This is a genomic window from Colwellia sp. MB3u-8 (genome assembly GCF_014076985.1).
Taxonomy (GTDB): Bacteria; Pseudomonadota; Gammaproteobacteria; order Enterobacterales; family Alteromonadaceae; genus Cognaticolwellia.
In genome coordinates this window covers 295,296-319,751 of sequence record NZ_JACGVA010000073.1, presented here as the reverse complement: position 1 = coordinate 319,751, position 24,456 = coordinate 295,296, and the positions used below count along the sequence as shown (strand labels likewise).

The 24,456-nt window shown below is 40.1% G+C and carries 20 protein-coding genes and 1 pseudogene; 8 read left to right on the top strand and 13 right to left on the bottom strand.

The features are described from left to right. The first annotated feature begins 33 nt into the window (after positions 1-33). Complete coding sequence (locus H4J54_RS18335; protein ID WP_182192384.1) at positions 34-513, top strand: DUF1456 family protein; 480 nt, start codon at positions 34-36, stop codon at positions 511-513. Between the two features lie 37 nt (positions 514-550). On the opposite strand, the gene H4J54_RS18330 is transcribed toward H4J54_RS18335, so the two are convergent. Both H4J54_RS18330 and rep read right to left on the bottom strand, forming a co-directional pair. After that, positions 551-1,537: a GGDEF domain-containing protein gene (locus tag H4J54_RS18330; protein ID WP_182192383.1), complete on the bottom strand. Its 987-nt coding sequence runs from the start codon at positions 1,535-1,537 to the stop codon at positions 551-553. 133 nt (positions 1,538-1,670) lie between these two features. After that, on the bottom strand, positions 1,671-3,689 hold the full coding sequence (gene rep / locus H4J54_RS18325) for a DNA helicase Rep (RefSeq protein WP_182192382.1): 2,019 nt from the start codon (positions 3,687-3,689) through the stop codon (positions 1,671-1,673). Between the two features lie 177 nt (positions 3,690-3,866). Here rep and H4J54_RS18320 point away from each other — a divergent pair, with 177 nt between their 5' ends. Further along, positions 3,867-4,118 carry a ubiquinone biosynthesis accessory factor UbiK gene (locus tag H4J54_RS18320; RefSeq protein WP_182137143.1) on the top strand — a complete coding sequence of 84 codons (252 nt, stop codon included), beginning with the start codon at positions 3,867-3,869 and terminating at the stop codon, positions 4,116-4,118. 53 nt (positions 4,119-4,171) lie between these two features. Here the strand turns inward: H4J54_RS18320 and H4J54_RS19620 are convergent, their stop codons facing one another. The 6 genes and pseudogenes from H4J54_RS19620 to ilvG all read right to left on the bottom strand — a co-directional run bounded on the left by H4J54_RS19620 (position 4,172) and on the right by ilvG (position 11,037). After that, on the bottom strand, positions 4,172-5,767 hold the full coding sequence (locus H4J54_RS19620; RefSeq protein ID WP_259367062.1) for a DUF418 domain-containing protein: 1,596 nt from the start codon (positions 5,765-5,767) through the stop codon (positions 4,172-4,174). 115 nt (positions 5,768-5,882) lie between these two features. Beyond that, positions 5,883-7,463 (bottom strand): threonine ammonia-lyase, biosynthetic, encoded by a 1,581-nt coding sequence (gene ilvA / locus H4J54_RS18310; protein ID WP_220464242.1) that lies wholly within the window; start codon positions 7,461-7,463, stop codon positions 5,883-5,885. Between the two features lie 139 nt (positions 7,464-7,602). After that, a pseudogene (locus H4J54_RS18305) lies at positions 7,603-7,815 on the bottom strand (dihydroxy-acid dehydratase); the annotation flags it as partial. Positions 7,816-8,094: 279 nt separating this feature from the next. Further along, on the bottom strand, positions 8,095-9,021 hold the full coding sequence (locus tag H4J54_RS18300) for a branched-chain amino acid transaminase (RefSeq protein ID WP_182192380.1): 927 nt from the start codon (positions 9,019-9,021) through the stop codon (positions 8,095-8,097). Between the two features lie 108 nt (positions 9,022-9,129). Then, positions 9,130-9,372 carry an acetolactate synthase 2 small subunit gene (ilvM, locus tag H4J54_RS18295; protein WP_182192379.1) on the bottom strand — a complete coding sequence of 81 codons (243 nt, stop codon included), beginning with the start codon at positions 9,370-9,372 and terminating at the stop codon, positions 9,130-9,132. Further along, a complete protein-coding gene (ilvG, locus tag H4J54_RS18290; protein ID WP_182192378.1) occupies positions 9,373-11,037 on the bottom strand; it encodes an acetolactate synthase 2 catalytic subunit in 1,665 nt (554 codons plus the stop codon). A 498-nt stretch (positions 11,038-11,535) separates the two neighbouring features. Here ilvG and H4J54_RS18285 point away from each other — a divergent pair, with 498 nt between their 5' ends. Further along, on the top strand, positions 11,536-13,059 hold the full coding sequence (locus tag H4J54_RS18285; RefSeq protein WP_182192377.1) for a YifB family Mg chelatase-like AAA ATPase: 1,524 nt from the start codon (positions 11,536-11,538) through the stop codon (positions 13,057-13,059). A gap of 18 nt (positions 13,060-13,077) precedes the next feature. Here H4J54_RS18285 and H4J54_RS18280 read toward each other — a convergent pair whose 3' ends face one another. Then, positions 13,078-13,995 (bottom strand): aspartyl protease family protein, encoded by a 918-nt coding sequence (locus H4J54_RS18280; protein WP_182192376.1) that lies wholly within the window; start codon positions 13,993-13,995, stop codon positions 13,078-13,080. A gap of 82 nt (positions 13,996-14,077) precedes the next feature. Next, a complete protein-coding gene (gene ilvY, locus H4J54_RS18275) occupies positions 14,078-14,953 on the bottom strand; it encodes an HTH-type transcriptional activator IlvY (RefSeq protein WP_182192375.1) in 876 nt (291 codons plus the stop codon). 172 nt (positions 14,954-15,125) lie between these two features. On the opposite strand from ilvY, the gene ilvC reads away from it, so the two are divergent. Further along, a complete protein-coding gene (ilvC, locus tag H4J54_RS18270; protein ID WP_182192374.1) occupies positions 15,126-16,610 on the top strand; it encodes a ketol-acid reductoisomerase in 1,485 nt (494 codons plus the stop codon). Between the two features lie 102 nt (positions 16,611-16,712). Next, positions 16,713-17,030 carry a pyrimidine/purine nucleoside phosphorylase gene (locus tag H4J54_RS18265; protein ID WP_182192373.1) on the top strand — a complete coding sequence of 106 codons (318 nt, stop codon included), beginning with the start codon at positions 16,713-16,715 and terminating at the stop codon, positions 17,028-17,030. Positions 17,031-17,109: 79 nt separating this feature from the next. Here H4J54_RS18265 and proB read toward each other — a convergent pair whose 3' ends face one another. Then, positions 17,110-18,219: a glutamate 5-kinase gene (proB, locus tag H4J54_RS18260; protein ID WP_182192372.1), complete on the bottom strand. Its 1,110-nt coding sequence runs from the start codon at positions 18,217-18,219 to the stop codon at positions 17,110-17,112. Positions 18,220-18,652: 433 nt separating this feature from the next. Between proB and H4J54_RS18255 the strand changes: the two genes are divergently transcribed. Together H4J54_RS18255 and H4J54_RS18250 are read left to right on the top strand one after the other, a co-directional pair. Next, positions 18,653-19,558 (top strand): acyltransferase, encoded by a 906-nt coding sequence (locus H4J54_RS18255; RefSeq protein WP_182192371.1) that lies wholly within the window; start codon positions 18,653-18,655, stop codon positions 19,556-19,558. After that, positions 19,558-20,823 (top strand): mechanosensitive ion channel family protein, encoded by a 1,266-nt coding sequence (locus tag H4J54_RS18250; RefSeq protein ID WP_182192370.1) that lies wholly within the window; start codon positions 19,558-19,560, stop codon positions 20,821-20,823. The genes H4J54_RS18255 and H4J54_RS18250 overlap by 1 nt, the downstream gene beginning before the upstream one ends. Here H4J54_RS18250 and tesB read toward each other — a convergent pair. Beyond that, complete coding sequence (gene tesB, locus H4J54_RS18245; protein ID WP_182192369.1) at positions 20,807-21,664, bottom strand: acyl-CoA thioesterase II; 858 nt, start codon at positions 21,662-21,664, stop codon at positions 20,807-20,809. The genes H4J54_RS18250 and tesB overlap by 17 nt on opposite strands. Before the next feature lie 271 nt (positions 21,665-21,935). Between tesB and H4J54_RS18240 the strand changes: the two genes are divergently transcribed. Further along, positions 21,936-22,190: a hypothetical protein gene (locus H4J54_RS18240; RefSeq protein ID WP_310650127.1), complete on the top strand. Its 255-nt coding sequence runs from the start codon at positions 21,936-21,938 to the stop codon at positions 22,188-22,190. 138 nt (positions 22,191-22,328) lie between these two features. Here H4J54_RS18240 and H4J54_RS18235 read toward each other — a convergent pair whose 3' ends face one another. Beyond that, complete coding sequence (locus tag H4J54_RS18235) at positions 22,329-24,164, bottom strand: tetratricopeptide repeat protein (RefSeq protein ID WP_182192368.1); 1,836 nt, start codon at positions 24,162-24,164, stop codon at positions 22,329-22,331. Positions 24,165-24,456 lie beyond the last annotated feature (292 nt).

Below are 24,456 nucleotides of genomic sequence, written 5' to 3'. Positions count from 1 at the left end.
AATAAAAAACAAATTAATTCAACAGGATAAAACATGACTAACAACGAAGTTTTACATCACATTCGTTATATATTTAGCTTAAACAATGAAAAAATAGCCGCTATTTTTCAATTAGCCGCATGCCCACAAAGCGATGAAGAAATTAACAATTTTTTCCGCAAAAATGGTGAACAAGCATTTGCTCGTATTGCTGATAATACCTTAGCGAGTTTTCTTGATGGCTTAATAATAGAATGTCGAGGAGCAAAAGAGGGTGCGCAAGCGCAGTTGGATCAGCCAATAAATAACAATATTGTCTTTAACAAAGTAAAAATTGCTCTCGCGTTAAAAGCTGAAGATATTATTGCCTTGCTTGACTCTGCTGAATTAACCTTAAGTAAACATGAACTCAGTGCTTTTTTCCGTAAACCTGAGCACAAACACTTCCGTGCTTGTAACGACGACACCTTATTGAAATTCTTTAATGGCTTACACTTAAAAAATCATCAAGCTATTGTAGAAATAAAAGAGTAATAGCGAACTTAATGACACTAGCTAGGTCATCTATGGTCTAGCTAGGCTTCTCTGCCACTGCTTTCTCTACCACCACACAATTACGGCCACTATCTTTTGCTAGATATAACGCCGCGTCTGCTCGACTAATCCAAGCTTCAGCCGTTTCATACGCTCGATATTTTGCGACACCAATTGAAACGGTTACTGCGATATCATCTACAAAAGTAGACTCAGCGATTAAGGCACATAATTTTTCAGCGACCCGCTTCGCTTCAGCTAAATTGATATTTAACGGTAAAAGAATAAACTCTTCACCACCATAACGATATAAAGCATCCATTGATCTACTATGTTTTTTAATCAAGGCGACCAACTCAACTAAGACTATATCGCCATTAGCATGGCCATAATCATCATTAATTTTTTTAAAATGATCTAAATCTAATAACAATAATGAGACGTTAGAAGCAGTTCTCTTTTGATCAGCAAGAATATTTTCCAGTGTTAGGTCTAAGGCCCGGCGATTCCCCGACGAGGTTAAGGGGTCAATACTGGCTAATAAGGCCAACTTACTATTGTTTTTCTCGTAGTTATCAAAAATTATATAAGAAAACACTGCGGTTAAAGATAAGGTAAAGCAGATGGTTAAAAACTCTAACGTACTGCTAGTGGGAAATAATGTGATGGCAATGACCATAATAGCGATAAAACATATAATGCCTGCCGATCGTGCGGGCAATATATAGTAAAATGAGATTATAGCGGGGTACAACCAAAGTAAATGTGATTGTCCACGTATGGCCACGATAGTCACAATAGCAAGAGAAAGGAAGATGGTGAATGCCAGTTTTGCAGTATTGACCTTGCGGGTACAATAAACAAAGACAAAGAAAACAGCGGTTACAACCATAAGTGCGGCATCTATAGAGGCCATAACTATATCACCATCAAGCCAGCGCAAATAAACAAATGGCGAAATGGCAATAGCCGCCAACGCACTGAATGTTAGTAGCATTTTCTCTGCTGCTGAACGTTTTGTCATTGAACTTCCCCTTACTCTACTGGTTATTTTCTTGAAGATATTAATTTAGCCATCCACTTTTAAGATAAAAAAATTATATAAATAATTCATATAGATGGTACAAATAGATAAATAAGAGCCACCGCAGTGTATATTATTTTTTATTTTTTAACATCTCACGTAAACCCGCTACGCCCATTTTTGCCGTGGCTTGCTTTTTTTCTATACTTTGCTTAGTTTGCGTTAATTCCCAGCTTAAATCATCTTGTGGTAATTCATGTAAAAACCGACTGGCTTCTGTACGAGAAACTTCGCCATACTGTCGCCGTTCTCGCGCATAAGTAAATATTAACTCTCGCTTGGCCCGTGTAATGCCAACATAGGCTAAACGACGCTCTTCTTCTACATTACCCTCATCCATACTGGTTTGATGAGGCAATAAACCTTCTTCCATGCCAATGAGAAAAACATAAGGAAATTCTAGGCCTTTTGAACCATGCAAGGTCATTAACTGAACTTGGTCAGTATCTTCTTCATCCTCATTGCGCTCCATCATGTCACGCAAGGTTAAGCGTGTAACCACTTGCGCTAAGGTCATGGGCTCTTCATCTTCTACACCTTCGAGCATTTGCGTTACCCAACTAAACAACTGGGTCACGTTTTTCATACGCATTTCAGCCGCTTTTGCGCTCGGTGAGCTATCGTATAACCAATCTTCATAGTTAATTTCACGCACCATAGAGCGCAATACCACAGAGGTATCGCCTCGCTCGGCATGATCGGCAGTTTCGACTAACCAACGGGTAAATTTTTGCACACTGATCAGGCCGCGACCCCCCAGATGTTGTTCTAAGCCTAATTCAAAACTAGCCGCAAACATGCTAATTTGACGCATATTAGCGTAGCTACCCAGTTTTTCTAGCGTGGTTGGGCCAATCTCTCGACGTGGAACATTCACAATCCGTAAAAAGGCATTATCATCGTCTGGATTTACTAACAGCCTTAAAAACGCCATCATGTCTTTGATTTCAGCACGAGAGAAAAACGAGGTGCCACCATTGATTTTATAAGGTATACGGTTGGTCATTAGCGCTTTTTCAAGTAAGCGCGACTGATGATTACCACGATATAAAATCGCATAATCTTTATATTTACTCTTATTTAAAAAGCGGTGGCCGATTAATTCACCCACCACGCGCTCAACCTCGTGGTCTTCATTTTTAGTTTGTAGCACCCGTAACGCCACGCCGTAATTGAGCTCACTAAATAGCGCTTTGTCATAAACATGAGGGTTATTAGCAATCAGCGTATTGGCACATTTTAAAATACGGCCACTGGAACGGTAGTTTTGCTCAAGCTTAATCAGCTTAAGATTGGGATAGTCTTTGCCTAATAGCACTAAATTTTGCGGTTTAGCGCCACGCCATGAGTATATTGATTGGTCATCATCGCCCACTACGGTCAACAAGCCTTGCTCACCGGTGATCTGCTTGATTAATTCATATTGACTGGCATTAGTATCTTGATATTCGTCTACTAACATATATTGAATTTTTTGCTGCCAACGCGACCGTACTTCTGGGTAATTTCGCATTAACAGTGTTGGAATTAAGATCAAGTCATCAAAGTCTAGCGCGTTATAGGCTTTCATATGCTTTTGATATAGGGCATAAAATTCGGCAAACAGTTGGGCATCCGCATCACTCGCTTGTTTCATCGCGGCGTCTGGCAGGAACAATTCATTTTTCCAATGGGAAATCATTGTCTGTAATTTATTTAATAAATCTTTATCGCCCTCAAGGTGCTCTTGGGTAAGCTCCTTTAATAATGCCAGACTGTCTTGATCATCAAACAAGGTAAAGCCGGGCTTGTAACCTAAGGTTTTTAATTCTTTACGAACAATGTCTAAGCCCAATGAGTGGAAGGTAGAAACAGTTAAGCCACGGGTTAGTGACTTATCCATCATCTTAACCACTCGCTCTTTCATTTCACGCGCCGCTTTATTGGTAAAGGTTACCGCCGCAATATGTTTAGCTTTATAACCACAATTTTGAATTAAGTACGCAATTTTCTGACAAATAACCCCAGTTTTACCACTGCCTGCGCCCGCTAATACTAAGCATGGACCTTCAACATATTTTTTTGCTTCATTTTGACCTGGGTTTAATTTCATTGCTGGGCTTTAACTCAATTGATGAATAATATAGTCAGCTGTCGATTTTACCTGTTTTTATAACAAGACAACATCAACTTTCTCTCTAGTTAGGTAATTTTTTAGCAGCTTTAATGCAGATATTATGATGAAAAGCGCTTACAATAACTGCATTATTTACCAAAAAAGAACTTTCTCATGATTAGTGCTAAAAAAATAGAAGAACTCGCCAAACAAGTCACTGATTCAATGCCTGACGGGTTAAAAGACTTTGCCAATGACATGGAAGATCGCACTAAAATGGTTTTGCAGCGTAAACTGTCACAACTTGACGTAGTAACCCGTGAAGAATTCGATGTGCAAACCCAAGTGTTAATTAAAACCCGCGCTAAATTGACCGATCTTGAAGCAAAAGTTACGGCCTTAGAAGTAAAGTTAGCTGAAAAATAGCACAGTGTTTACCGCCTTAAAGTAATAATAGGCCTGACAAGACAGTGTCATTATTATAGGCGCATAGTTTGTATTTTTTTATAAGATAAACAGCGCCATAGCCATTCTAATGGCCCAAAGGCGTAGTGATTTAACCACCAGCGTGAAAATAGCAATTGAAAGACCACAATTGCGAACACCAGTAACATTTGTGGTGCCCGAGATATTTCACCAAAATAGCCGCCTGCGTAACCATAAAATAGACTACTTAAAATCACTGAATGCATAATGTAATTGGTTAATGCCATTCTGCCCATAGGAATGAATACGGCTAAACGCTTGCGCCATTTCTGAGTAGTTAATAAAGCCATGATCAAGCCAAAATAGCCTGCCGTCATGACAAACTGGCCAATAAAAAATAATGTTTCACCGACCACTTGTAATAACATCACTTGCTTTGCCACCGGATGTTGTGCGACTAACAAGCCAGCCACTTCCAATACAGTGCCTAACCCAAGACCGAGATAGGCTATAATTTTGAAAGCGAGCGCGTGCTCTTGATAGTGCTTCATTATCGAGCTAGACACTAACCAATACCCTAAAATAAAGATGGGTAGTAGCATGGTAAAAGCAAAGGGTAGGGTAAAAGTCAGCATAAATAAGGCGAAATTAAGACGAAATGCGGTTGCCTGCCAGTAGCTACCGTTAGTCAAAGCGTTAATTTCTCTCAGTTCATCGGCTTGTATTTCGGCTTGCTGAGCGACTATTGCTTGCGCTTGTCGTTCTATTGCTGCTTGAGGAAAAAGTTCAATTGCAGTTTTAACGCTGTCAGTGATAGCGGTTGTCGGTTTTACTGGCGCTGAGGTTGTAGCTAGGGCTGGGCTTGGATCTGAAGCTAAGTTGGATGAATCAATATCTCCCTTGATATCAGGTATGGTGCTTGCTGCTATTAATGCTTTCGTTGTTGTTAGCGCTTCACTGTGTTGTTGAGCAGATGTTGTCTGGGCTAAATTTATCGCTTTAACACGCTCAGCTACTTTTATTTGTTCATGCCATTGGGCGGTCAAATCTTCAGTACTATGGCTTAACCCAAAGCCAATACCGCTGATTACAGAAAGTAAAATAGGCACCGACAGCCACACCAGGGCTAATGTTAAAAATGATGTTGGATTATCATAGGGCTTAAATAGCGGCTTTTTAAGTAAGGTCACCCAAGCCAAGAGTAACAAACCGGCAAAGCCGTAATCATGAAGAATATCACCCCCCCATAAAAACACCATATGTAGAAAACCAAAGGCCATTAACACTAGCATACGGCGTGAAAACCAAGCGCCAAAGGGCCGCTTAGCTGCTTTCGCTCTAATCAACATCACCGCAAACCCCATGCCGAATAATAAAGCAAATAGCGTATAAAATTTACCTTCAACAAAACAACGAATGAGCCAGCCAATGGCATGATCTAGACCGGTTAAACTGATGTCTTGGCTACCTACACTGCTAATGGCACGGTTAAACCACTCAATGTTCATCAAGAGAATGCCAACCAGTGCTAAGCCTCTGAGAATGTCCATGGCATCAATACGTTCGCTGATGGTAATCGGTGTTAAGTTTTCAATTTTTGGGCTTAAAGAGGCACTCGACTCAGGCACATTGGCTTGAATTTTTGACATAAAATTTCCTTTTTTATTAAGATTTTTATCTTTAAATTTGTCTAAATAATATAAAAAACTTTAAAAAAAAGCAGCTTTACGCTGCTTTTTTTACAAAAATAATATAAACAAAAAATCAGGTAAGAAAGGCTTGATAAGCCTGGTTGTCAGTTTCTTCTTGCCACTCATAATCTAGCGCTTTTAAGTGCGCAAAAAAATCAGTTTCCTGTGTTTTTTGTACTTCAAAGCCGGCTAACACTTGGCCAAAAGCTGCACCGTGATTACGATAATGGAACAAGGTAATGTTGTAATGCTCACCCAAAGTATCGAGAAACTTCTCTAATGCGCCCGGATATTCAGGAAATTGAAAGCGAAAAATACGTTCTTGCGCTGACCATTTATTTTTACCGCCAATCATGTATCTCACATGCAGCTTAGCCAATTCATTTTCCGTAAAGTCAGCTAATTCATAATCTTGTTGCTGCAAGCTTTGGATTAAATTTTTTCGGTCAGTAGCTTCACCACTTAGGCGCACACCAACAAAAATATTGGCACGTTGCGTTTGGTTTGTTAGCTCAGTGTTGTCGGCATAACGGTAATTAAATTCAGTGATCACTCGTCCAGCAAGTGCCTTACAAAAGTTTCTAAAGCTACCTTTTTCTTCTGGAATTTTGACCGCAAACACGGCTTCTTTTTGCTCACTTAATTCACAACGTTCTGAGATATATCGCAAGGTATGAAAGTTCATATTAGCGCCAGAAAGAATCGCTACCAAAGACTCGTTACCTTGACTAGTGTGACAATACTTTTGTAATCCCGCTAAGGATAATGCGCCGGCGGGTTCTGCAATCACTCGCGTTTGTTCAAAAATATCTTTTATCGATGCACAAATTTCATCGGTAGTCACTGTTATGACATCGTCACAGTAATGCTTAATTAAATCAAAGGTATGCTCACCAATGCGCTTAACGGCCACCCCATCAGCAAATAAGCCAACTTGCTCCAAGTCAACCGGTTTACCGGCTGCAAATGCAGCTTTTAAACAGGCAGAATCTTCGGCCTCAACACCAATAACTTTAATATGGGGTTGTAATTGTTTTAGGTAAACTGACATACCTGCTAATAAACCACCACCACCGACAGGAATAAACACCGCATCCGTGTGAGGCTGTTGTTGTAATAACTCTTTTGCCACCGTACCTTGGCCAGCAATAATATCAACATCATCAAATGGCGGCACCACAGTTTTATTTTCAGCTTGGGCATAGGCTATCGCGGCTTGTTGTGCCTCATTAAAGTTCTTACCCACTAAGCGCACATCGGCACCAAAACGCCGGACATTATCCACCTTGATATCAGGTGTGGTAATGGGCATAACAATGGTGGCTTTAACACCTAATTTATTCGCCGCTAATGCTAAGCCTTGTGCGTGATTACCTGCAGATGCAGCAATAACGCCGTCTAAGCATTGCTGCTCAGACAAGTTGACTAATTTGTTATAAGCACCACGTAATTTAAAGGAGTGTACCGGTTGTTGATCTTCTCGTTTAAGAAAAATTTCATTCCCTAAACGTGCTGATAACTTAGTTAATGGCGTTAGCGGTGATTCAATCGCGACATCATAAACTGGTGCAAGCAATATCTTGCGTAAATAGTCTAAACCTTGGCCTTGTATAGCCTGCGCTTTTACTAAAGCGACTTGTTCTGCATCAGTCATTTTGGTCACCATTGAAATTGCCATCCAGTAATTCACGATTACGCACTGCGCCTTTGTCAGCACTGGTTGCTAACATAGCGTAGTTTTTCAGCGCATAACTTATCGGGCGGATACGACCTATGGGCCTCCAAACATCTATTGCTACGCCACCAGCGCCTTCAATGGCACGAGCAACTAATTGGCCCATATCTTTCAAATGCACATGGCCGGGCATAAATTGGGTAAAAGAGTTCACGACCGCAATAATAGGTTTACCAAAATCACCATCTGTCATCCCCGTTGCGCGCCAAAGCGCACGAGCTCCAGCCATATTACGGCCTTGAGTAGAAGTTGCTGATCTTAATTTTGGCATGACCTTAGTCCCTGAATATATTATGTGGCTATTAATAAGCGCGATAAATGTTAAAAATTATGTTAAAAATTCACTCGACAATGCGCTTTTAACATAACTATTATTTTTGGATTTATTCAAGGTTTATCAAGCGAAAAACGCTGAACACTTAAGTGACTTACATCAAGTTAATATCGGCATATAGTCAAACTAACTAAAGCCCCCAACAGAGATGTTACGGGGGCGAAATCAGCGAGCACTAAATACAGCTTGAGTTTATTTAGTGTTGAAAACTAAGCTTTACTCTACCTTGTCTAACCAGCCTTCAGGCACTTTGGTACTGCCATCAAAAATACCAAAAAATGCTGCTTGTAGTGCTTTAGTGATAGGGCCACGCGCACCATTACCGACAGGCAAACCGTCGACTGACTTTACAGGAACCACTTCTGTTGCAGTGCCACACATGAAAAACTCATCGGCGAGGTATAAAGATTCACGAGAAATTGATTCTTCACGCACTTCGTAGCCTAACTGCTTGGCAAGGACAAATACGGTGTCACGGGTCAAGCCTTGTAAAATGGACGCGGTACCTGGCGGGGTATAAATAATCCCTTTGCGAATTAAAAATAAATTTTGACCTGCACCTTCACTGACCATGTTATTGACATCTAAAGCCACGCCTTCGGCATAGCCATGGCGAGCGGCTTCGGTAGAAATTAACTGTGAAGACAGATAGTTACCACCGGCTTTTGCTGCGGTTGGCATAGTATTAGGAGCAAGTCTGTTCCAACTTGACACCCCCACTTCAACACCATTTTTAATGGCATCAGCACCTAAGTAGGCTTCCCAGCTAAAGGCGGCAATCATAACATCAGCTACGGCGTCAATGGGTGGGCGAAGACCCATACCAATATCACCTAAAAATGCTAAGGGTCTTAAGTAGGCTGATTTCAAATTATTTTTTACGACGGCATCTTTACACGCTTGAATGATTTCTGCTTTCGTGAAAGGGATGTTCATGCGATAAATTTTTGCTGAATCAAATAAACGGTCGATATGCTCTTCTAAGCGAAAAATACAAGTACCTTTGTGGGTGTTATAAGCACGAATACCTTCAAATACTGATGAGCCGTAATGTAAAGCATGGCTCATGACATGCACAGTAGCATTTTGCCACGGCATGAGTTCTCCATTAAACCAAATTAATTCTGCGTTAACTTTTGCCATTTTTCTTCCTAAATTTTATCCGTACCGGTCAGTCAACTATTAAAAATAACTTAACTGATCAAACTTTATTAGTGGTGGTGATTAGTTTTAAGCTAGCGATGTGCGCTGCTATGATGCGTGATTGTCTATCTTGACTTCTTTGATGTCGATCAGTTTATTAATTTGATCAACCAAAAGTTCAATCGGACGTTCGCTTCTGACCAATAATTCAATGGTGCCTATGTTAGTACCTGTGTTAACTTTTGCATTGATACCGCTGATTAAAAAACCGCGATAGCGAGTCACTTGTAAAATTCGTTCAAGTACCACCTGCTTATCATCCGCTGTTATCATTAATTGATAGTTATTCATTTAGGTACTCTCCATCATTTTATCGTTAGCGGTGTTAGGCGGTACAAGCGGCCAGACATTTTCTTGTGCATCAATTTTAACTTGTAACAAGTAAGGTCCGTCATGCTCAAGCATCTCTTCGATGGCGGCGCTTACTTGTGACTTTTTGGTGATCATTTGTGCTTTAATATCAAAGGCATTGGCTAGCATAATAAAGTCAGGGTTATCGGCTAAATCAGTTTCACTTAATCGGCCATTGAAAAATAGGTCTTGCCATTGGCGCACCATACCTAACTTGGCATTATCAATAAGTACAATTTTAACGGGTAATTGAAAACGTTTAATCGTTGACAACTCTTGCACATTCATCATAAAAGAGCCATCACCCGAAACGGCAATAATACAGTCTGTTGGCCGACTCACTTGTGCACCCACAGCTGCGGGTATACCAAAGCCCATGGTGCCCATACCGGCACTGGTTAAAAAGTTACTTGGATCATCAAACAGCATGTGCTGTGCTGCCCACATTTGATGCTGTCCAACATCTGTGGTTACGCAGCTATTTTTTGGCATTTTATCGCTAATTTCTTTTAATACGGCAGGCGCAAAAATTGACTCTCCTGGATGGTTATAATCCCAAGCAAAGTTGTTATTCATTTCGTGACAGACGGCTTGCCAAGGTTTGATGGCTAATGGAATAGCGAGCGCAGGTAAGTTAACCTTTAAGTCGCCTAATATGGGTGCATCGGCAATTCTTCGTTTATTAATTTCTGAGGTATCAATATCAAAATGAATCACTTTCGCATGTGGCGCAAATTCATTTAATTTACCCGTAACGCGATCATCAAAGCGTGCCCCTACGGCAACCAACAAATCACATTCTTGTACCGCGATATTCGCCGCCTTAGTACCATGCATACCCAACATGCCAAGGTAATTTTCATCTTCAGGGTCAATAGCGCCTAAACCTTTGAGGGTGGAAACGCTCGGCAAACCTGTTATTTTAGCAAAATCTCGTAACTCGTCGATAGCATTGGCCATGCCGACACCACCGCCGACATAGAGAATAGGTTGTTTGGCTTGATTCAATAAGGCGATAGCACTGCCTACATTCGCGGGCGGTAATTTCACTTTGTTTTCTAAGTTGACTAATTCATCTAAACAGCGGTTAACTTCTGTGATTTGAATATCTTTAGGAATATCAACTAATACCGGTCCTTGTCTGCCCTCTAGCGCAATAGCAAAGGCTTGGTGTAGCACTTTTGCTAAATCATTAATATCGGTAACTTGAAAAGAGTGCTTAGTACAGGCAAGTGATAAACCAAAAATATCAATCTCTTGAAAGGCATCAGAGCCCATAGCCGCCGTGGCTACCTGCCCAGTAATGGCAACAACAGGAATTGAATCTGCCAAGGCATCAGCCAGGCCGGTGATCAAGTTAGTCGCGCCCGGGCCTGATGTGGCAAAGCAGACACCCACTTTACCGGATGCTCTGGCATAACCTACGGCAGAAAATGCCGCACCTTGCTCATGTCGACACAAAAAGTGCTCCACTTTACTATCGTAAAGCGCATCGTAGATTGGCATTATTGCGCCACCAGGATAGCCAAAAACATGCTCAACGCCATGCTGCTCTAGCACGTTAAATAATAAGCCTGCGCCGGTTAATTTCTTTTCAGTGGTCATGTTTTTGTTTTACTATGCGCTCACATTTTATGCACGGGTTATATATTTTTATAAGACCCTGCAACTATGTTGTGATGTACAAGTATGCTCCCAAAAGTTAATAATGCTTATGCGCTACGCGCGGTTTAATAACGACAAACCCCCCGGTCCTTGCGGAGCGGGGGGTTTGTTATTTTAAGATTTTTTATTTTCTTTAGCTCAACAATTACCCCCGCGACGATTTAAGAATCACCACGATGAGGACGTTAATAATCATTGAGCTTTTATATATCATGTTAATCTGTATTTTCTTTCAGTTAATTCACTGCTAGTAATCTCTAGCCTATTTAAATTAGTACCATAGCTCTAATAACAAGCGCAAGTGTTTTTGTTAGAGCTTTTTGGTGAAAACTATTTTCTTAGTTATAACTGTCATTTTTAGTGGCTTTATTTTTCGCGAAAACGATATTACTTAGCTACACTTACAATAAGTAATCGTTAAAATAAAAATGGATTTTTATGGCTTTAGCCTGTGTTTTCAGTCGAGCTCGTGTCGGACTTGAATCGCCCTTAGTCACGGTAGAAGTGCATTTAGCCAATGGCTTGCCAGCTTTTAATATTGTTGGCTTACCTGAAACATCGGTTAGAGAAGCCAAAGACCGCGTGCGTAGCGCCATTCTTAATTGCGGTTATGAATTTCCTGCTAAGCGTATTACGGTAAATTTAGCGCCGGCTGATCTGCCCAAAGAGGGCGGTCGTTTCGATTTGCCCATTGCCATAGGTATTCTTGCCGCTGCTGCTCAGCTTCCTGAAGCAGATTTAAACCAATATGAATTTGCTGGCGAATTAGCCTTGTCGGGTGAACTTCGCGCTATTATTGGTGAAATACCTATGGCAATGGCTTGCAAGAAAAGTGGCCGAACACTGGTAATACCGACGGTAAACGCCGAACAAGCGAGTTGGGTACAAGAAGTAAAAATATTAAGCCTGTCACATTTAAAGCAACTATTTCCACATTTTCTAAAACAACAAAGCTTGCCACTGGTTCAAACAAGAGTGCTACAAACCTATATAACCCAGAGTGTGCATGATATTGCCGACGTTGTCGGCCAACCATTGGCTAAGCGAGCGCTAGAAATTGCCGCTAGTGGCCGTCATAACCTATTATTTATTGGGCCTCCTGGTACAGGGAAAACTATGCTCGCCAGTCGTTTGCCTGGCATTTTACCGCCTATGACCGAGCAGGAAGCGTTATCCAGTGCCGCTATTCAATCGATTTGCCATGAAAATATTAGTCTTGAATCATGGTTGACACGGCCGTTTCGCGCGCCGCATCATACGGCATCTTCAGCTGCCCTTGTTGGCGGCGGCAGTTATCCGCAGCCAGGTGAAATTTCATTAGCCCATAACGGCGTACTATTTCTCGACGAATTACCTGAATTTGAGCGCAAAGTACTCGACGTTTTACGCGAACCGATGGAATCTGGCGAAGTCACCATTTCACGTGCATTGGTCAAACAAACTTTCCCCGCACAGTTTCAACTCGTCGCCGCTATGAACCCAAGCCCAACCGGATTTTACAATGACAAGCGCAGTACACCAGAGCAGGTTTTACGTTACCTCAATCGACTTTCTGGGCCATTTTTAGATCGTATTGATATTCAAATTGAAGTCACTAGGTTACCGCGAGGCATGTGGGCGAACGATGATGGCAAAGGTGAGTCGAGTAGCACTATTCAAAAACGGGTCAGCACTTGTCACCAAAAACAAATTTTACGCCAAGGCAAAGCAAACGCACAACTCAGTAGTGCAGAAGTTAGAAGCTTCTGCCAACTGGTGCCTGATGATAATGAATTTTTAGAATTAGCGATTGAAAAACTCAATCTATCGACCAGAGCACATCATAAAATACTAAAAATTGCTAGAACACTGGCCGATATGGAAGCGCTCGAGCTTATCGAGCGCAAACACTTAATTGAAGCCTTATCGTATCGCGCTATGGATAGAATATTACGCCATTTAACCGACGCTATTGCGCTATAAGAAGGGCACATTTAATCTTTAAGGTGCAACTATGTGCATATGACCACCTTGGTAATCAAGGGTAACAATGAAATGTTTAAGCACATCGTAACCCAGTAATCCTTTAATGTTTTTCCCTTTTATACGGCTGCCAAGCTGACTACCTTGAGAGGACAGGTTAGCGGATTGGTTTTTACCAGGAACACTAGTGAGTACATTTTCTAATTCATAGGGGCCAATTTTGATTACTGGCAGACGAAATACTTGATGAATACCTGAAGCATTGATCCCATTAGAGGTGCCACTCTTTATCTCAAACTTACTCAACCAATCAAAATGCTGGGCTGTTGATCTTTTTAACATTAGCCCTCCAGAATTACCGGTATCTAGTACTAACCAGACAGACTTTTCATTATTAAGTTGCACATTGACAATAGGTTGTCGTGAATATTTGTCAAATTGCATTTTAACGTTGGCGAGTTTTTGCATGTCAATTGCGTCATGGGTCATTAGCCGTATTTTTTTCTTGGGGTAATCAAGTTGCACAACAAAATTGCTGAAAAAACCAGCGCCGAGCAGTAACTGATTACTATGATGACCGATAAAACTCTCAACGACATTATCCAACGAAAAATCTGCGCCCAGTAAATTAACCGGCACGTTATTATAAGTTTTTCTGGTTTTAGTGTCATAAACCCCCTGGACTTTAATTTTTGTTCCTGTGCTAAACTCAAGGCCATTTTTTTGCATAAAAGCACTATTAATACTATTAATTTGTGCTCCGGAGTCAAGTATGGCGTAACCGTCAATACCTGATACGACGACTGGAATTTTGACATGGCCATTAACTAACGTAAAATCGATCCATTCGGTGACCCCAGAGAAAGACAGAGGTGAGAAAAAACAAAAAAAACTTAGGTATAAAAACCTTAGGTATAAACATCTCAACTTGAACATTGTTATTATTTCCTTATAAAATTTGTCTCACGAGATCAAAAAGTAATACTACAATCACTGAATTTATTTTTATATGATGATTTTACTTTATCGCATCAAAAAATGCCTGAATCAGTGGTTTTTCCTTGCTCTGGTTTAAGCAGCAAATACCCAAGTCAAAGGGCTCGATTTCACCGACATCGGCTAAATATTGCACCCGGTCTTTCACCGGACTATTTTCTACTACCACTCTTGGCACAATACCGACACCACACCCTAAAGCCACCATACTGACCAAGGCTTCATGACCAGAAACCGTGGCGTAAATATAGGCTTTACCTTGTTGTTTCTTACGAAACCAATATTCAAAACGTTTTCGTGCTGGGCCGTGCTCGGGCAAAATAATCGGTATGTCAGACCAAACAAAGTCTTGCTGAATTTGCTGCTGAACTTGACACACCATAGTGGGCGCAATTACTGATAAGGGTATTTTTGCTAGATGGTGAAAAGTAAAAATGCGCGACAGCTGCTCAGGTTTAGCGGCAATGGCAAAATCAACCGCTTGCTTTTCAACTTGCTCTAATGCGTCGGCGGCGTCACCCGTTGTTAGCATAATTTCAACCAGCGGGTGCTGTTGTCGAAAACGTTCAAGTAATGGCGGCAAGTGACTATAGGCGGCGGTTACAGAGCAATAAATATGCAACTTGCCTTGTAATTCTGCTTGTTTTTGATTCAGTGAAAGCTGTAGTAACTGCCACTGCTCAAGTTGTTGCTCAGCAAATTGTAAAAACTGTTTCCCTGCCTCACTTAACACCACAGTGCGGTTATCTCGGTGTAATAATGCACTGCCTAGTGAAAGTTCTAAGCGCTGGATTACTCGGCTTAATGTTGAAGGGCTGACGTGATGAAGTTCAGCGGTTTTGCCAAAATGTAATGATTTTGCTAAATCAACAAACATCCGCAATGACTTTAATTCCACAAAAATCCTTAAAGGTAAATAGCGTTGAGAAACTGTATTGCAAATACTGCAACACTGCAATGCAAATATATCATTTTAAGCAACGATATATTTTCGCTATGATAGCCTTAAGGTCAACAAATTGACCACTTAATTCATTTTCTTGGTCAATAACCAAGTACAGGAGAGCAAAATGGCTAACTATTTCAATACATTGAGTTTACGCGAAAAACTAGCACAGTTAGGCAAATGTCGCTTCATGAATCGTGAAGAGTTTAGTGATGGTTGTAATTTCATTAAAGATTGGAATATTGTTATTGTTGGTTGTGGTGCTCAAGGCCTTAACCAAGGCCTGAATATGCGCGACTCAGGTTTAAACATCTCTTATGCCTTACGTGATGCTGCCATTGCAGAAAAACGTCAATCTTATCAGTGGGCAAGCGACAATGGTTTTACTGTAGGCACCTATCAAGAATTAATTCCACAAGCCGATTTAGTATTAAATCTTACGCCAGATAAGCAACATACGTCAGCGGTTAGTGCCGTTATGCCACTGATGAAAGAAGGTTCTTCTTTAGCTTACTCTCACGGTTTCAACATTGTTGAAGAAGGCATGCAGATTCGCTCTGATATTACTGTGGTGATGGTTGCCCCTAAATGTCCTGGTACTGAAGTGCGTGAAGAATACAAACGTGGTTTTGGTGTGCCAACACTTATCGCTGTTCATCCTGAGAACGATCCTCAAGGTAATGGTTGGGCTATCGCAAAAGCCTATGCTTCAGCAACAGGTGGCGATCGCGCCGGTGTTTTAGCCTCTTCATTCATTGCAGAAGTTAAATCAGATTTGATGGGCGAACAAACTATCCTTTGTGGTATGTTACAAACAGCCGCCATCTTGGGTCACAAGCAATTATTGTCGCAAGGTGTTGATGCAGGTTATGCACGTAAATTATTACAATACGGTATCGAAGGGGTTACTGAAGGCTTAAAATATGGCGGCATTACTAACATGATGGACCGTTTATCTAACCCAGCTAAAATTAAAGCCTTTGATATGTCGTTAGAATTAAAAGAGATTTTACGTCCTTTATTTCAAAAGCATATGGATGACATCATCGAAGGTCGTTTTTCTGCCGGTATGATGGCAGACTGGGACAACGGTGATGCTAACCTATTAAAATGGCGTGAAGAGACCGCTGAAACGTCTTTCGAAAAAGCACCCACATGTGATACCGAAATTTCTGAGCAAGAATATTACGACAAAGGTATTTTCGTTGTCGCTATGGTAAAAGCGGGTGTTGAATTAGCCTTTGATGCTATGGTTGACTCAGGCATTATCAATGCTTCTGCATACTACGAGTCGCTACATGAAACGCCGTTAATTGCTAACACTATCGCCCGCAACATGTTATACGAAATGAACGTGGTTATTTCTGATACAGCAGAGTACGGTAACTACCTATTCTCGCACGCTGCGGTACCTTTATTGGAAGGCTTTGCGAGCAAATTAACCTTAGAAGAATTGGGTGAAGGTTTAAAATCCAGCTCTAATGGTGTTGATAACGCGCGTTTAATCGAAGTTAACGACGCTATTCGTAGCCATGGTGTAGAAGCTATTGGTAAAGAATTACGCGGCTACATGACTGATATGAAGCGCATAGTTGAAGCGAATAGTTAATAGTTAACGTATTTATTACCAGCGGTGTTGGCACAATTGGCAACACCGTTTTTTTTATCCAGCGCGAACGTGCTGTTTTAGTAAGAATAAAAGGGAAGATTAATGACACAATTCAATAACGTCAGTATTTCATCAGTGGCCAGTATTTATTTTGATGGCCAAGTGACGAGCAGAAAAGTGACTTTTGCTGATGGCTCGATTAAAACCTTAGGTATTATGATGCCGGGTGAATATACTTTTGCTACCGCAGAAAAAGAACTAATGGAAATTCAACAAGGTACGCTTAGTGTACTATTGCCAGGCAGTGATACTTGGCAAACCATTACCGGCAATCAAGCCTTTAATGTGCCTGCCAATGCATCCTTTGATGTTAAAGTAAGTGAATTAACCGACTATTGCTGTTCGTATATTGCTGAGTAATATGCATTAGTAGTTAAAAAAGCTAATAGCGATTAAATAAGGGTCTTTGACCCTTATTTTTTATCTCACCTAAAATATCCTATTGTTCTGAGTTTAACAGCACCATATCGTCACGGTGAATAACCACCTTACTTGGACAACAACCAAGCAGAGCCGCAATCTTGTCACTTTTACTGCCTTTAATTCGCTGTAAATCTCGCGCATTATATTGGCTGATACCTTTGGCGATCTGTTGAGCATTTTTAGCATCATAAATATCAATACAGTCGCCGGCTTGAAAATCGCCGCTAACCTCAGTCACCCCGGATGGTAACAAAGACGCTCCTTGCTTGGTTAACGCACTGACAGCGCCAGGGTCTAATAACATCTTGCCATTACTTTTTAAGGTGTGCTTCAACCAATGTTTACGGGCCCGTGTTGCACCTTGTTGAGCGATAAAGTGCGTACCTGGGTTATCACCACGTAAGATTTGTTCAAATACTTCGCCACGACTGCCGTTTAAGATATAAGTGTCAATACCATTTTCTACTGCTTTTTCTGCCGCTTGAATTTTTGTTTTCATGCCGCCAGTAGCCAAAGGATTGTTGGTGGCGCCAGCCATGGCATAAACTGACTGGTCGATTTTGGCGATAACAGGAATTAATTTAGCTTGAGGATTTAAGCGGGGATCTGCTTCAAAAACACCATCAACATCACTTAAAATAAATAAACTGTCCGCTTCACTGACCAAGGCGACTAATGCCGCTAAGTTATCATTATCACCCACTTTTAACTCTTCTGTGGCCACGGTATCGTTTTCGTTAACAATAGGAATAACGCCATTGGCGAGTAATATTCTTAAGGTGTTTTTAATATTAATATAACGTTGGCGATCTTTTAAATCGCCATGAGTGATTAAGAGCTGACTGCATGGCACATCAAAGAAACGTTGCCAATTCGCCATCATTTTCATTTGTCCAACAGCAGCCATTGCCTGCTTAGTAGGAATTGAGGGGTTGGGAGAGCCGTGCACAATCAAACTTCTGCCCGCGGCAACACTGCCAGATGAAACCAAAATAACTTCTTTACCTACTTGCTGACATTGGCTAATAAAGCGAGCAATACCAAGGATATACTTACCGCTACAGCCATTGGCATCTGGAGCCACCAAAGCACTGCCAACCTTTATCACCACACGTTTAAACTTCATGATAACCCCCTATTTTTTATTTGCTTAGCTTGCCTTGAAAACTAGTTGTTATGCAATTCATTTATATCCATATCTGCTATTTTCTCATGCTTTATAGCATTAGCTCTCTTAAACCATTATTTTGCTATGTTAAAATTGTAATTTACTCGTAAAAAAGCCTTAGTAATAAAATTATGATGCGTTTTTGGCCAACTAGCTTGTTTTATGCTAACACCAAGGTCTATAAAGCTACCGTCAGTCTTAAGTTGAAAAACTAATGGCAAATATCATTTTTTTAGCTTTCATTACCATTTCAAGCTGCACTGCAAATAAAGCCGGTCTAAGTTTTTTGTCATCTATCAGACAAGTTTTTAACGATTTTTACTGAAAATAAGGCTAAAACCCATTAAGATTATAAGCAGTAATTATCATCTTGAAAGTTTTGGTTTTTTATATGCTACATTTTTTACCTGGCCCAGTTATTGGCTGTACCTCTGTTATTTTGTATATTGCCAACACTATACTCTGGCTTATACCCATACTTATATGCTCGTTACTAAAGGCATTAGTACCCTTGAGTCAATGGCAAAAATTCTTTAGTTATTTACTGGATCAGTTGGCGAGCAATTGGGTGCTCTGCAATACCTTTATTCAAAAATTATTTACCAAAACAAAAATAAATGTCACGGGTTTAGAAAAGTTAAAAATGAAAGACTGGTATCTGGTGATTAGTAACCATCAGAGCTGGATTGATATCCTAGTATTACAACGCGTTTTACACGGTAAAATACCCTTCTTAAAGTTTTTTTTAAAGAAAGAGTTAATTTATGTCCCTTTACTGGGCTTAGCTTGGTGGGCGCTCGATTTTCCTTTTATGAAGCGTTATAGCCAACATTTTTTAAAGAAAAATCCTCACCTAATAGGTAAGGATATCGACACGACAAAAAAGGCTTGTGAAAAATTTAAACATAAACCCGTTAGTGTGATGAATTTTATAGAAGGCACGCGCTTTACCGCAGAAAAACATCAGCACCAGAACTCGCCTTTTCAACGACTATTAAAACCAAAAGCTGGCGGCATTGGTTTTGTTCTTCAAGCAATGAAGGGTAATCTGAGTAAAGTGGTTAACGTCACTATTTACTATCCTGATGGCACACCAAAATTTTTTGACTTTTTGTCAGGAAAAATTAAACAGGTAAATATTGCCATTGAAACTCAAGATATTGATGAATCACTCAAAGGTGATTATGTTAATGATCGGGCTTATAAAATTCAGTTTCAGAAGTGGGTTAACCAACTTTGGCTTGATAAAGATAAAAAAATGCTCCAACTTGAAGCACAAGCTAAGAAGGATATGTAATGCAGGTAATAATCACCTCATGGTTAACTGAACAAGGTGTTCATGCGCCATACATAACACTAGGTAGCCTTGTTATTGGTTGTTTGTTAATTTTATTATTCTGTAGTGTTAGTTTTTATATTGCGAAAAACTATGTACTTGCGCTTATTCATAAATTAATTAGCACATCAAAAAATACTTGGGATGATCACTTATTTGATCATCAAGTATTTTCACGTATCTCCTTGCTGGTGCCTTTTGTTTTATTGTTATTACTTACGCCATTTTTCTTAGAGGCAGAGTCTTTGCTGGCCGGTGTTCTCATGGTATTTGCAAAAGTCGGCATTTGCTTTCAGGTTGCGCGCAGCATTAGTGCATTACTCAATGTGATCAATAGTCTTTATCAACAAAAAGCTAGCGAGCGCTATTTACCCTTAAACTCAACCTTGCAAGTGATTAAACTTGTGGTGTATTTAGTAGCCACAATACTGGCAACTTCGTTACTATTAGACCGTTCACCACTCTACTTACTCAGTGGTTTAGGTGCGTTAACTGCGGTGTTAATTTTAGTATTTCAAGATACGATTAAAGGTTTAGTGGCGAGTATTCAAATTTCGGCTAACAAAATGGTTGCCCCGGGCGATTGGATTGAGTTACCCAAATATGGCGCTGATGGCGATGTTATTGAGATAGGGTTAAACACGGTAAAAGTGAAGAACTTTGATAATACCGTCACAACAGTGCCTACTTATGCGTTAACTAGCGACTCATTTAAAAACTGGCGCGGTATGCTAAATTCAGGCGGTAGAAGAATTAAACGCGCTATCGTGATTGATCTTAGCAGTATTAAATTTTATAACTCAGAACAGCTTGAAACGTTAAAGTCAGTGCAACTAATTGCTGGCTACCTTGCGGACAAGCAAACTGAAATTCGCCAACAAGCGGCACAAGAAGTCACAGGTAATACCAATACTGCAGCAATAATAAACACTCGACAGTTAACCAATATTGGTACCTTTCGAGCTTATATCAGCGCCTATTTAAAACAACATCCAAAGGTTCATCATGAGATGACCTGTATGGTCAGGCAACTACACGCAACAGAGGTTGGCTTGCCGCTGGAGTTATACTTTTTCAGTAGTGACCAAGACTGGGTTAACTATGAAGCAATACAAGCAGACATATTCGACCATCTATATGCTGCCGCGCCACTTTTTCATTTAAGAGTGTTTCAACACCCTAGTGGCTACGACTGGCAAAATGCCAAGGCTAACGCTGACGCATAACGCCTTCTTGCATAGTAGAGGCAACTAATAAACCTGCACGGTTAAATATTTGTCCTCTTACTAGGCCACGGCCACTACTCGCTGACGGGCTATCAATACAGTAAAGTAGCCATTCATCTATACGAAATGGGCGATGAAACCACATGGAGTGATCTATCGTGGCCAGTTGAAAATTTGGCTGCCAGTAGCTTACACCATGTGGAAATAAAGCGGTTGGCAAAAAAGAAAAGTCTGAAGAATAAGCTAATAAATAGGTATGGATACGAAGATCATCAGGTAAATTACCATTAGACTTTATCCACATATGACACTTAGCGTCAGTTCTTTCTGGTTTTAGCCAGTTATACTGCTCCACTGGTCTTGTTTCGATCGGTTTTTCAGATAAAAATTTACCCCGGATTTCTTCTGGAATAGACGCTTGATGGTCGAAAATAAAATCTGTATATGACTTTAACTCTTCAGGACCAGGCACCAATGGCATAACATCTTGGTGATCAAAACCCTGCTCATGCTGTTGAAATGAGGCGGTCATGTAAAAAATAGCCTGACCATTTTGAATAGCGTTGACACGTCGAGTATTAAAGCTGCGGCCATCACGAATATTTTCTACTTGGTAAACCACAGGTTTAGTGGCATCGCCCGGTCTTAAAAAATAGGAATGGAATGAGTGAACATTATGAGTTACTGCCACAGTCTCTTGTGCTGCTGACAATGCTTGCCCCATCACTTGGCCACCAAATAACGCTTTAAAGCCTAAATCTTGGCTTTCACCGCGATAAATACCTTGCTCTATTACTTCTAGTTTTAACAACGCAGAAAGATCTTTTAATACCTGACTCATAAAAATATAACTCTAATTAATCGTGACCAATTAAAAACATTATAACCTGCTATAGCTTTAAACATAACGTACTAAATCTTTAAACCTGCAATTTTGAAACAATATCAGTAACAAATCATCTCAGCCCACTGATAAAATGGTTAGCAAGCCGTAACAATTTAACTATTGATATTGACAAAATTCTAAGCTATGTTGTTGTCACTAGATACATGATATTTATAATATTATATCGTAGTAATGTGTCGTAACAATATAGAAAAAAGAGGCTATTGTGCACGCAGTTTTTGAACGAGAAGCATTACTAGAAAGACGTCAATATACGCCGCAGCAATCAAACTTGTGGGATAAATTGTCGTTGGCACAAAAATTTTCCACCAACAGTCTGGCACAATTTGGTTATGACCTATCTTTTATTCGTCATAGTAAATCTGGCAATATCGCCATTTTGTTATGTGATAATAATGCTGCAACGATTGCTGATGATGGCGAAATTAGTACCTTGCCCAGTATTGTCATTAGAGCTTAGTTCAAACCGTTATCCAAATAACCAATAGCTGCTCTTAATAGTGGTTTTTTTGTGGTGATTAAAAATAAAGGCGTAATGAACTGCTAATATCATTGATTAAATTAACCTCTACCGCCAGTAAGTATTATTCCTACCCTGCTATTTTTCAATAGCAGAACACTCACTCAATCGAGAAAGAAAAACATAGGGATCAATATCCTGAATAGTGGGTGCTGCAATTGAAAAAATAACATTAACGGAATAATCGCCTAAGTTAGCAAAAAACTGGGTTTTTATTGCCTGCTTTATACGGGTCAATTTAATAAGTACTTGCTCCGGCGTTTGATGTGGACACAAAAATAAGTATTCCCCATCACTAATAACACCTGCATAGTCTTCAGCATCAAAGTTTTCGTCAATAATAGTGGCCAGTACTTGGCTAACATCAGCTAAAACTTTACGGTTAAAGCGAAAACTGAGCTCTTGCCAGTTTTCAACCTTTAAATAGGCGACTGAAATATTATATTGATACTTTCTTGCCATTTTATATTGCTGTTGATACCAACGTTTAGTTTGCACCGCTTGTGTTAAATGGGTTTGAGGTAACTCTAATTCATCGTAGTAATGATTAAGCCGTTTACGATGCGCTTGAAAAAAGCAATATATGATAAAAATTAAGCTGCAACTTAGCATGCTAGCAAGCAATATAATCCACGTTTGTTGGCGATGATACTTCTCACTAAACGCCAAACTCAGTTGGCTCTGTTCCGCTAAATTCAAGGCTAATTTTTTGGCTTTATTACTGCCCGATGTAGCGATAGCTGCTAATGAATTTCTTACACTTACATTGGGATATAATGCTTGATACAGGGTGAGATAATGTTTTTGTGCCTCGATTGCCTGCACAAATAGCTTTTGTTCGCTGTAGTAGTCTGTGAGCAATAAAAACAAAACTATTTGTTGCGGCGACAGGACGACATCTTTGGCTAAAGACTGAGCAGAGAGCAGCATACTATCAGCTTCAGCAGACTTACCTAAAGCATACAGCACTCTTACTAAAGCAATTTTCGCCGATAAGTTAAACCGTACTAAGTTATGCTGATTAAAAACTGCGTGGGCATTAAGCAAGCGCACTTTTGCCAACGTAAACTGCTGCTGTTGATACAGCACTTGCCCTAAACCAAGTTCTGCATAGGCGGCACGAATAGGTAAATTATACTGCTTGGCAAATTGTAGCGATTGCCAAAAAGCATTATAAGCGTCATCATATTGCTGTAATTGGTAATAGGCATTCGCGATTAAATGATAGCTGCGGCCAATACCTGCTGTTCTTGACATAGTTGTACGTAATTGTAATACGTGATTAAGCAACTCTACCGCGTTGTCATATTCGGATAAATAAAAATGTGCTTCAGCAATAATTTCTAAGAGGGTGATCTGGTCAACACTTTGTTGGTTTTGGCTCAGTATACTTTCAACTTTAGTTAACTCTTTTACTGCCAAAGGGTAGTCATCATTTAAGGCATAAGCCACAACTGAATAAGCCAGTGCTTGCAAATGATAATTCATATTACTGGCTTGATCAGCCAACCATGCCGCTTTTTGTGAGGTTTCTCTTAACTGAATATATTTACCTTGAACATAATAACCACGGGCAATTTTCAATAATAAGTCTAATTGTAAATCGACATCAGCCGGCTCTGTTTCGCTACCATCTTGGGCAAATTGCAATGCCACTGACAAGTTACCGCGATTAAAGGCAACATCTGACAACAAAGAAAATGCCTTGGCAACCCTATTATGACTGTATTGATTAGGGTTGTTTACCACGGCTTGTGCAACGTCAATGACACCTTGAGTCATCAATAACTCTTTATCTTGAAGATAATAAGCATCAAGCAATTGACGATAGTTTTTATCGCTGTTTATTGCGTCCGCTTGAGCCGTAAGCAAAATACAAAAATTTATTAAAATACCCAACAGCATTCGTTTCATTGAACGTGACTTCCTATTTTGGGTGAGAGACTGTTTATCTTTCAAGATCAAAATTTATACCATGTAATAGTTCAAATGCAAGACTAGCTTTGTGGCAATTTTGTGCTCGGTTTATCGCTTTATTCGCTTGGCTAATACACTTTCATTTTCTCTGTGCTCTTGTTGTGTACAAAGAAAATAAATCAAGGCAAGAGGCTAGATTAGGCAATAGCGAACTATTGTTATTAAGAGCATCGCTACCCTGGTGTATTTTAACCAGCACAAGAGGGTGATAACTTAATGAAATGGGCAT

Bases quoted from the DNA above. Each gene is read 5' to 3' on its own strand.
- ilvA (WP_220464242.1), bottom strand. From the start codon at position 7,463: ATGACTGATGCAGAACAAGTCGCTTTAGTAAAAGCGCAGGCTATACAA.
- H4J54_RS18250 (WP_182192370.1), top strand. From the start codon at position 19,558: ATGCAGGTAATAATCACCTCATGGTTAACTGAACAAGGTGTTCATGCG.
- H4J54_RS18235 (WP_182192368.1), bottom strand. From the start codon at position 24,164: ATGAAACGAATGCTGTTGGGTATTTTAATAAATTTTTGTATTTTGCTT.
- H4J54_RS18265 (WP_182192373.1), top strand. From the start codon at position 16,713: ATGACACAATTCAATAACGTCAGTATTTCATCAGTGGCCAGTATTTAT.
- proB (WP_182192372.1), bottom strand. From the start codon at position 18,219: ATGAAGTTTAAACGTGTGGTGATAAAGGTTGGCAGTGCTTTGGTGGCT.
- tesB (WP_182192369.1), bottom strand. From the start codon at position 21,664: ATGAGTCAGGTATTAAAAGATCTTTCTGCGTTGTTAAAACTAGAAGTA.
- H4J54_RS18335 (WP_182192384.1), top strand. From the start codon at position 34: ATGACTAACAACGAAGTTTTACATCACATTCGTTATATATTTAGCTTA.
- H4J54_RS18300 (WP_182192380.1), bottom strand. From the start codon at position 9,021: ATGGCAAAAGTTAACGCAGAATTAATTTGGTTTAATGGAGAACTCATG.
- ilvM (WP_182192379.1), bottom strand. From the start codon at position 9,372: ATGAATAACTATCAATTAATGATAACAGCGGATGATAAGCAGGTGGTA.
- H4J54_RS18330 (WP_182192383.1), bottom strand. From the start codon at position 1,537: ATGACAAAACGTTCAGCAGCAGAGAAAATGCTACTAACATTCAGTGCG.
- H4J54_RS18320 (WP_182137143.1), top strand. From the start codon at position 3,867: ATGATTAGTGCTAAAAAAATAGAAGAACTCGCCAAACAAGTCACTGAT.
- ilvG (WP_182192378.1), bottom strand. From the start codon at position 11,037: ATGACCACTGAAAAGAAATTAACCGGCGCAGGCTTATTATTTAACGTG.
- H4J54_RS18255 (WP_182192371.1), top strand. From the start codon at position 18,653: ATGCTACATTTTTTACCTGGCCCAGTTATTGGCTGTACCTCTGTTATT.
- rep (WP_182192382.1), bottom strand. From the start codon at position 3,689: ATGAAATTAAACCCAGGTCAAAATGAAGCAAAAAAATATGTTGAAGGT.
- H4J54_RS18285 (WP_182192377.1), top strand. From the start codon at position 11,536: ATGGCTTTAGCCTGTGTTTTCAGTCGAGCTCGTGTCGGACTTGAATCG.
- H4J54_RS19620 (WP_259367062.1), bottom strand. From the start codon at position 5,767: ATGTCAAAAATTCAAGCCAATGTGCCTGAGTCGAGTGCCTCTTTAAGC.
- H4J54_RS18280 (WP_182192376.1), bottom strand. From the start codon at position 13,995: ATGTTCAAGTTGAGATGTTTATACCTAAGGTTTTTATACCTAAGTTTT.
- ilvC (WP_182192374.1), top strand. From the start codon at position 15,126: ATGGCTAACTATTTCAATACATTGAGTTTACGCGAAAAACTAGCACAG.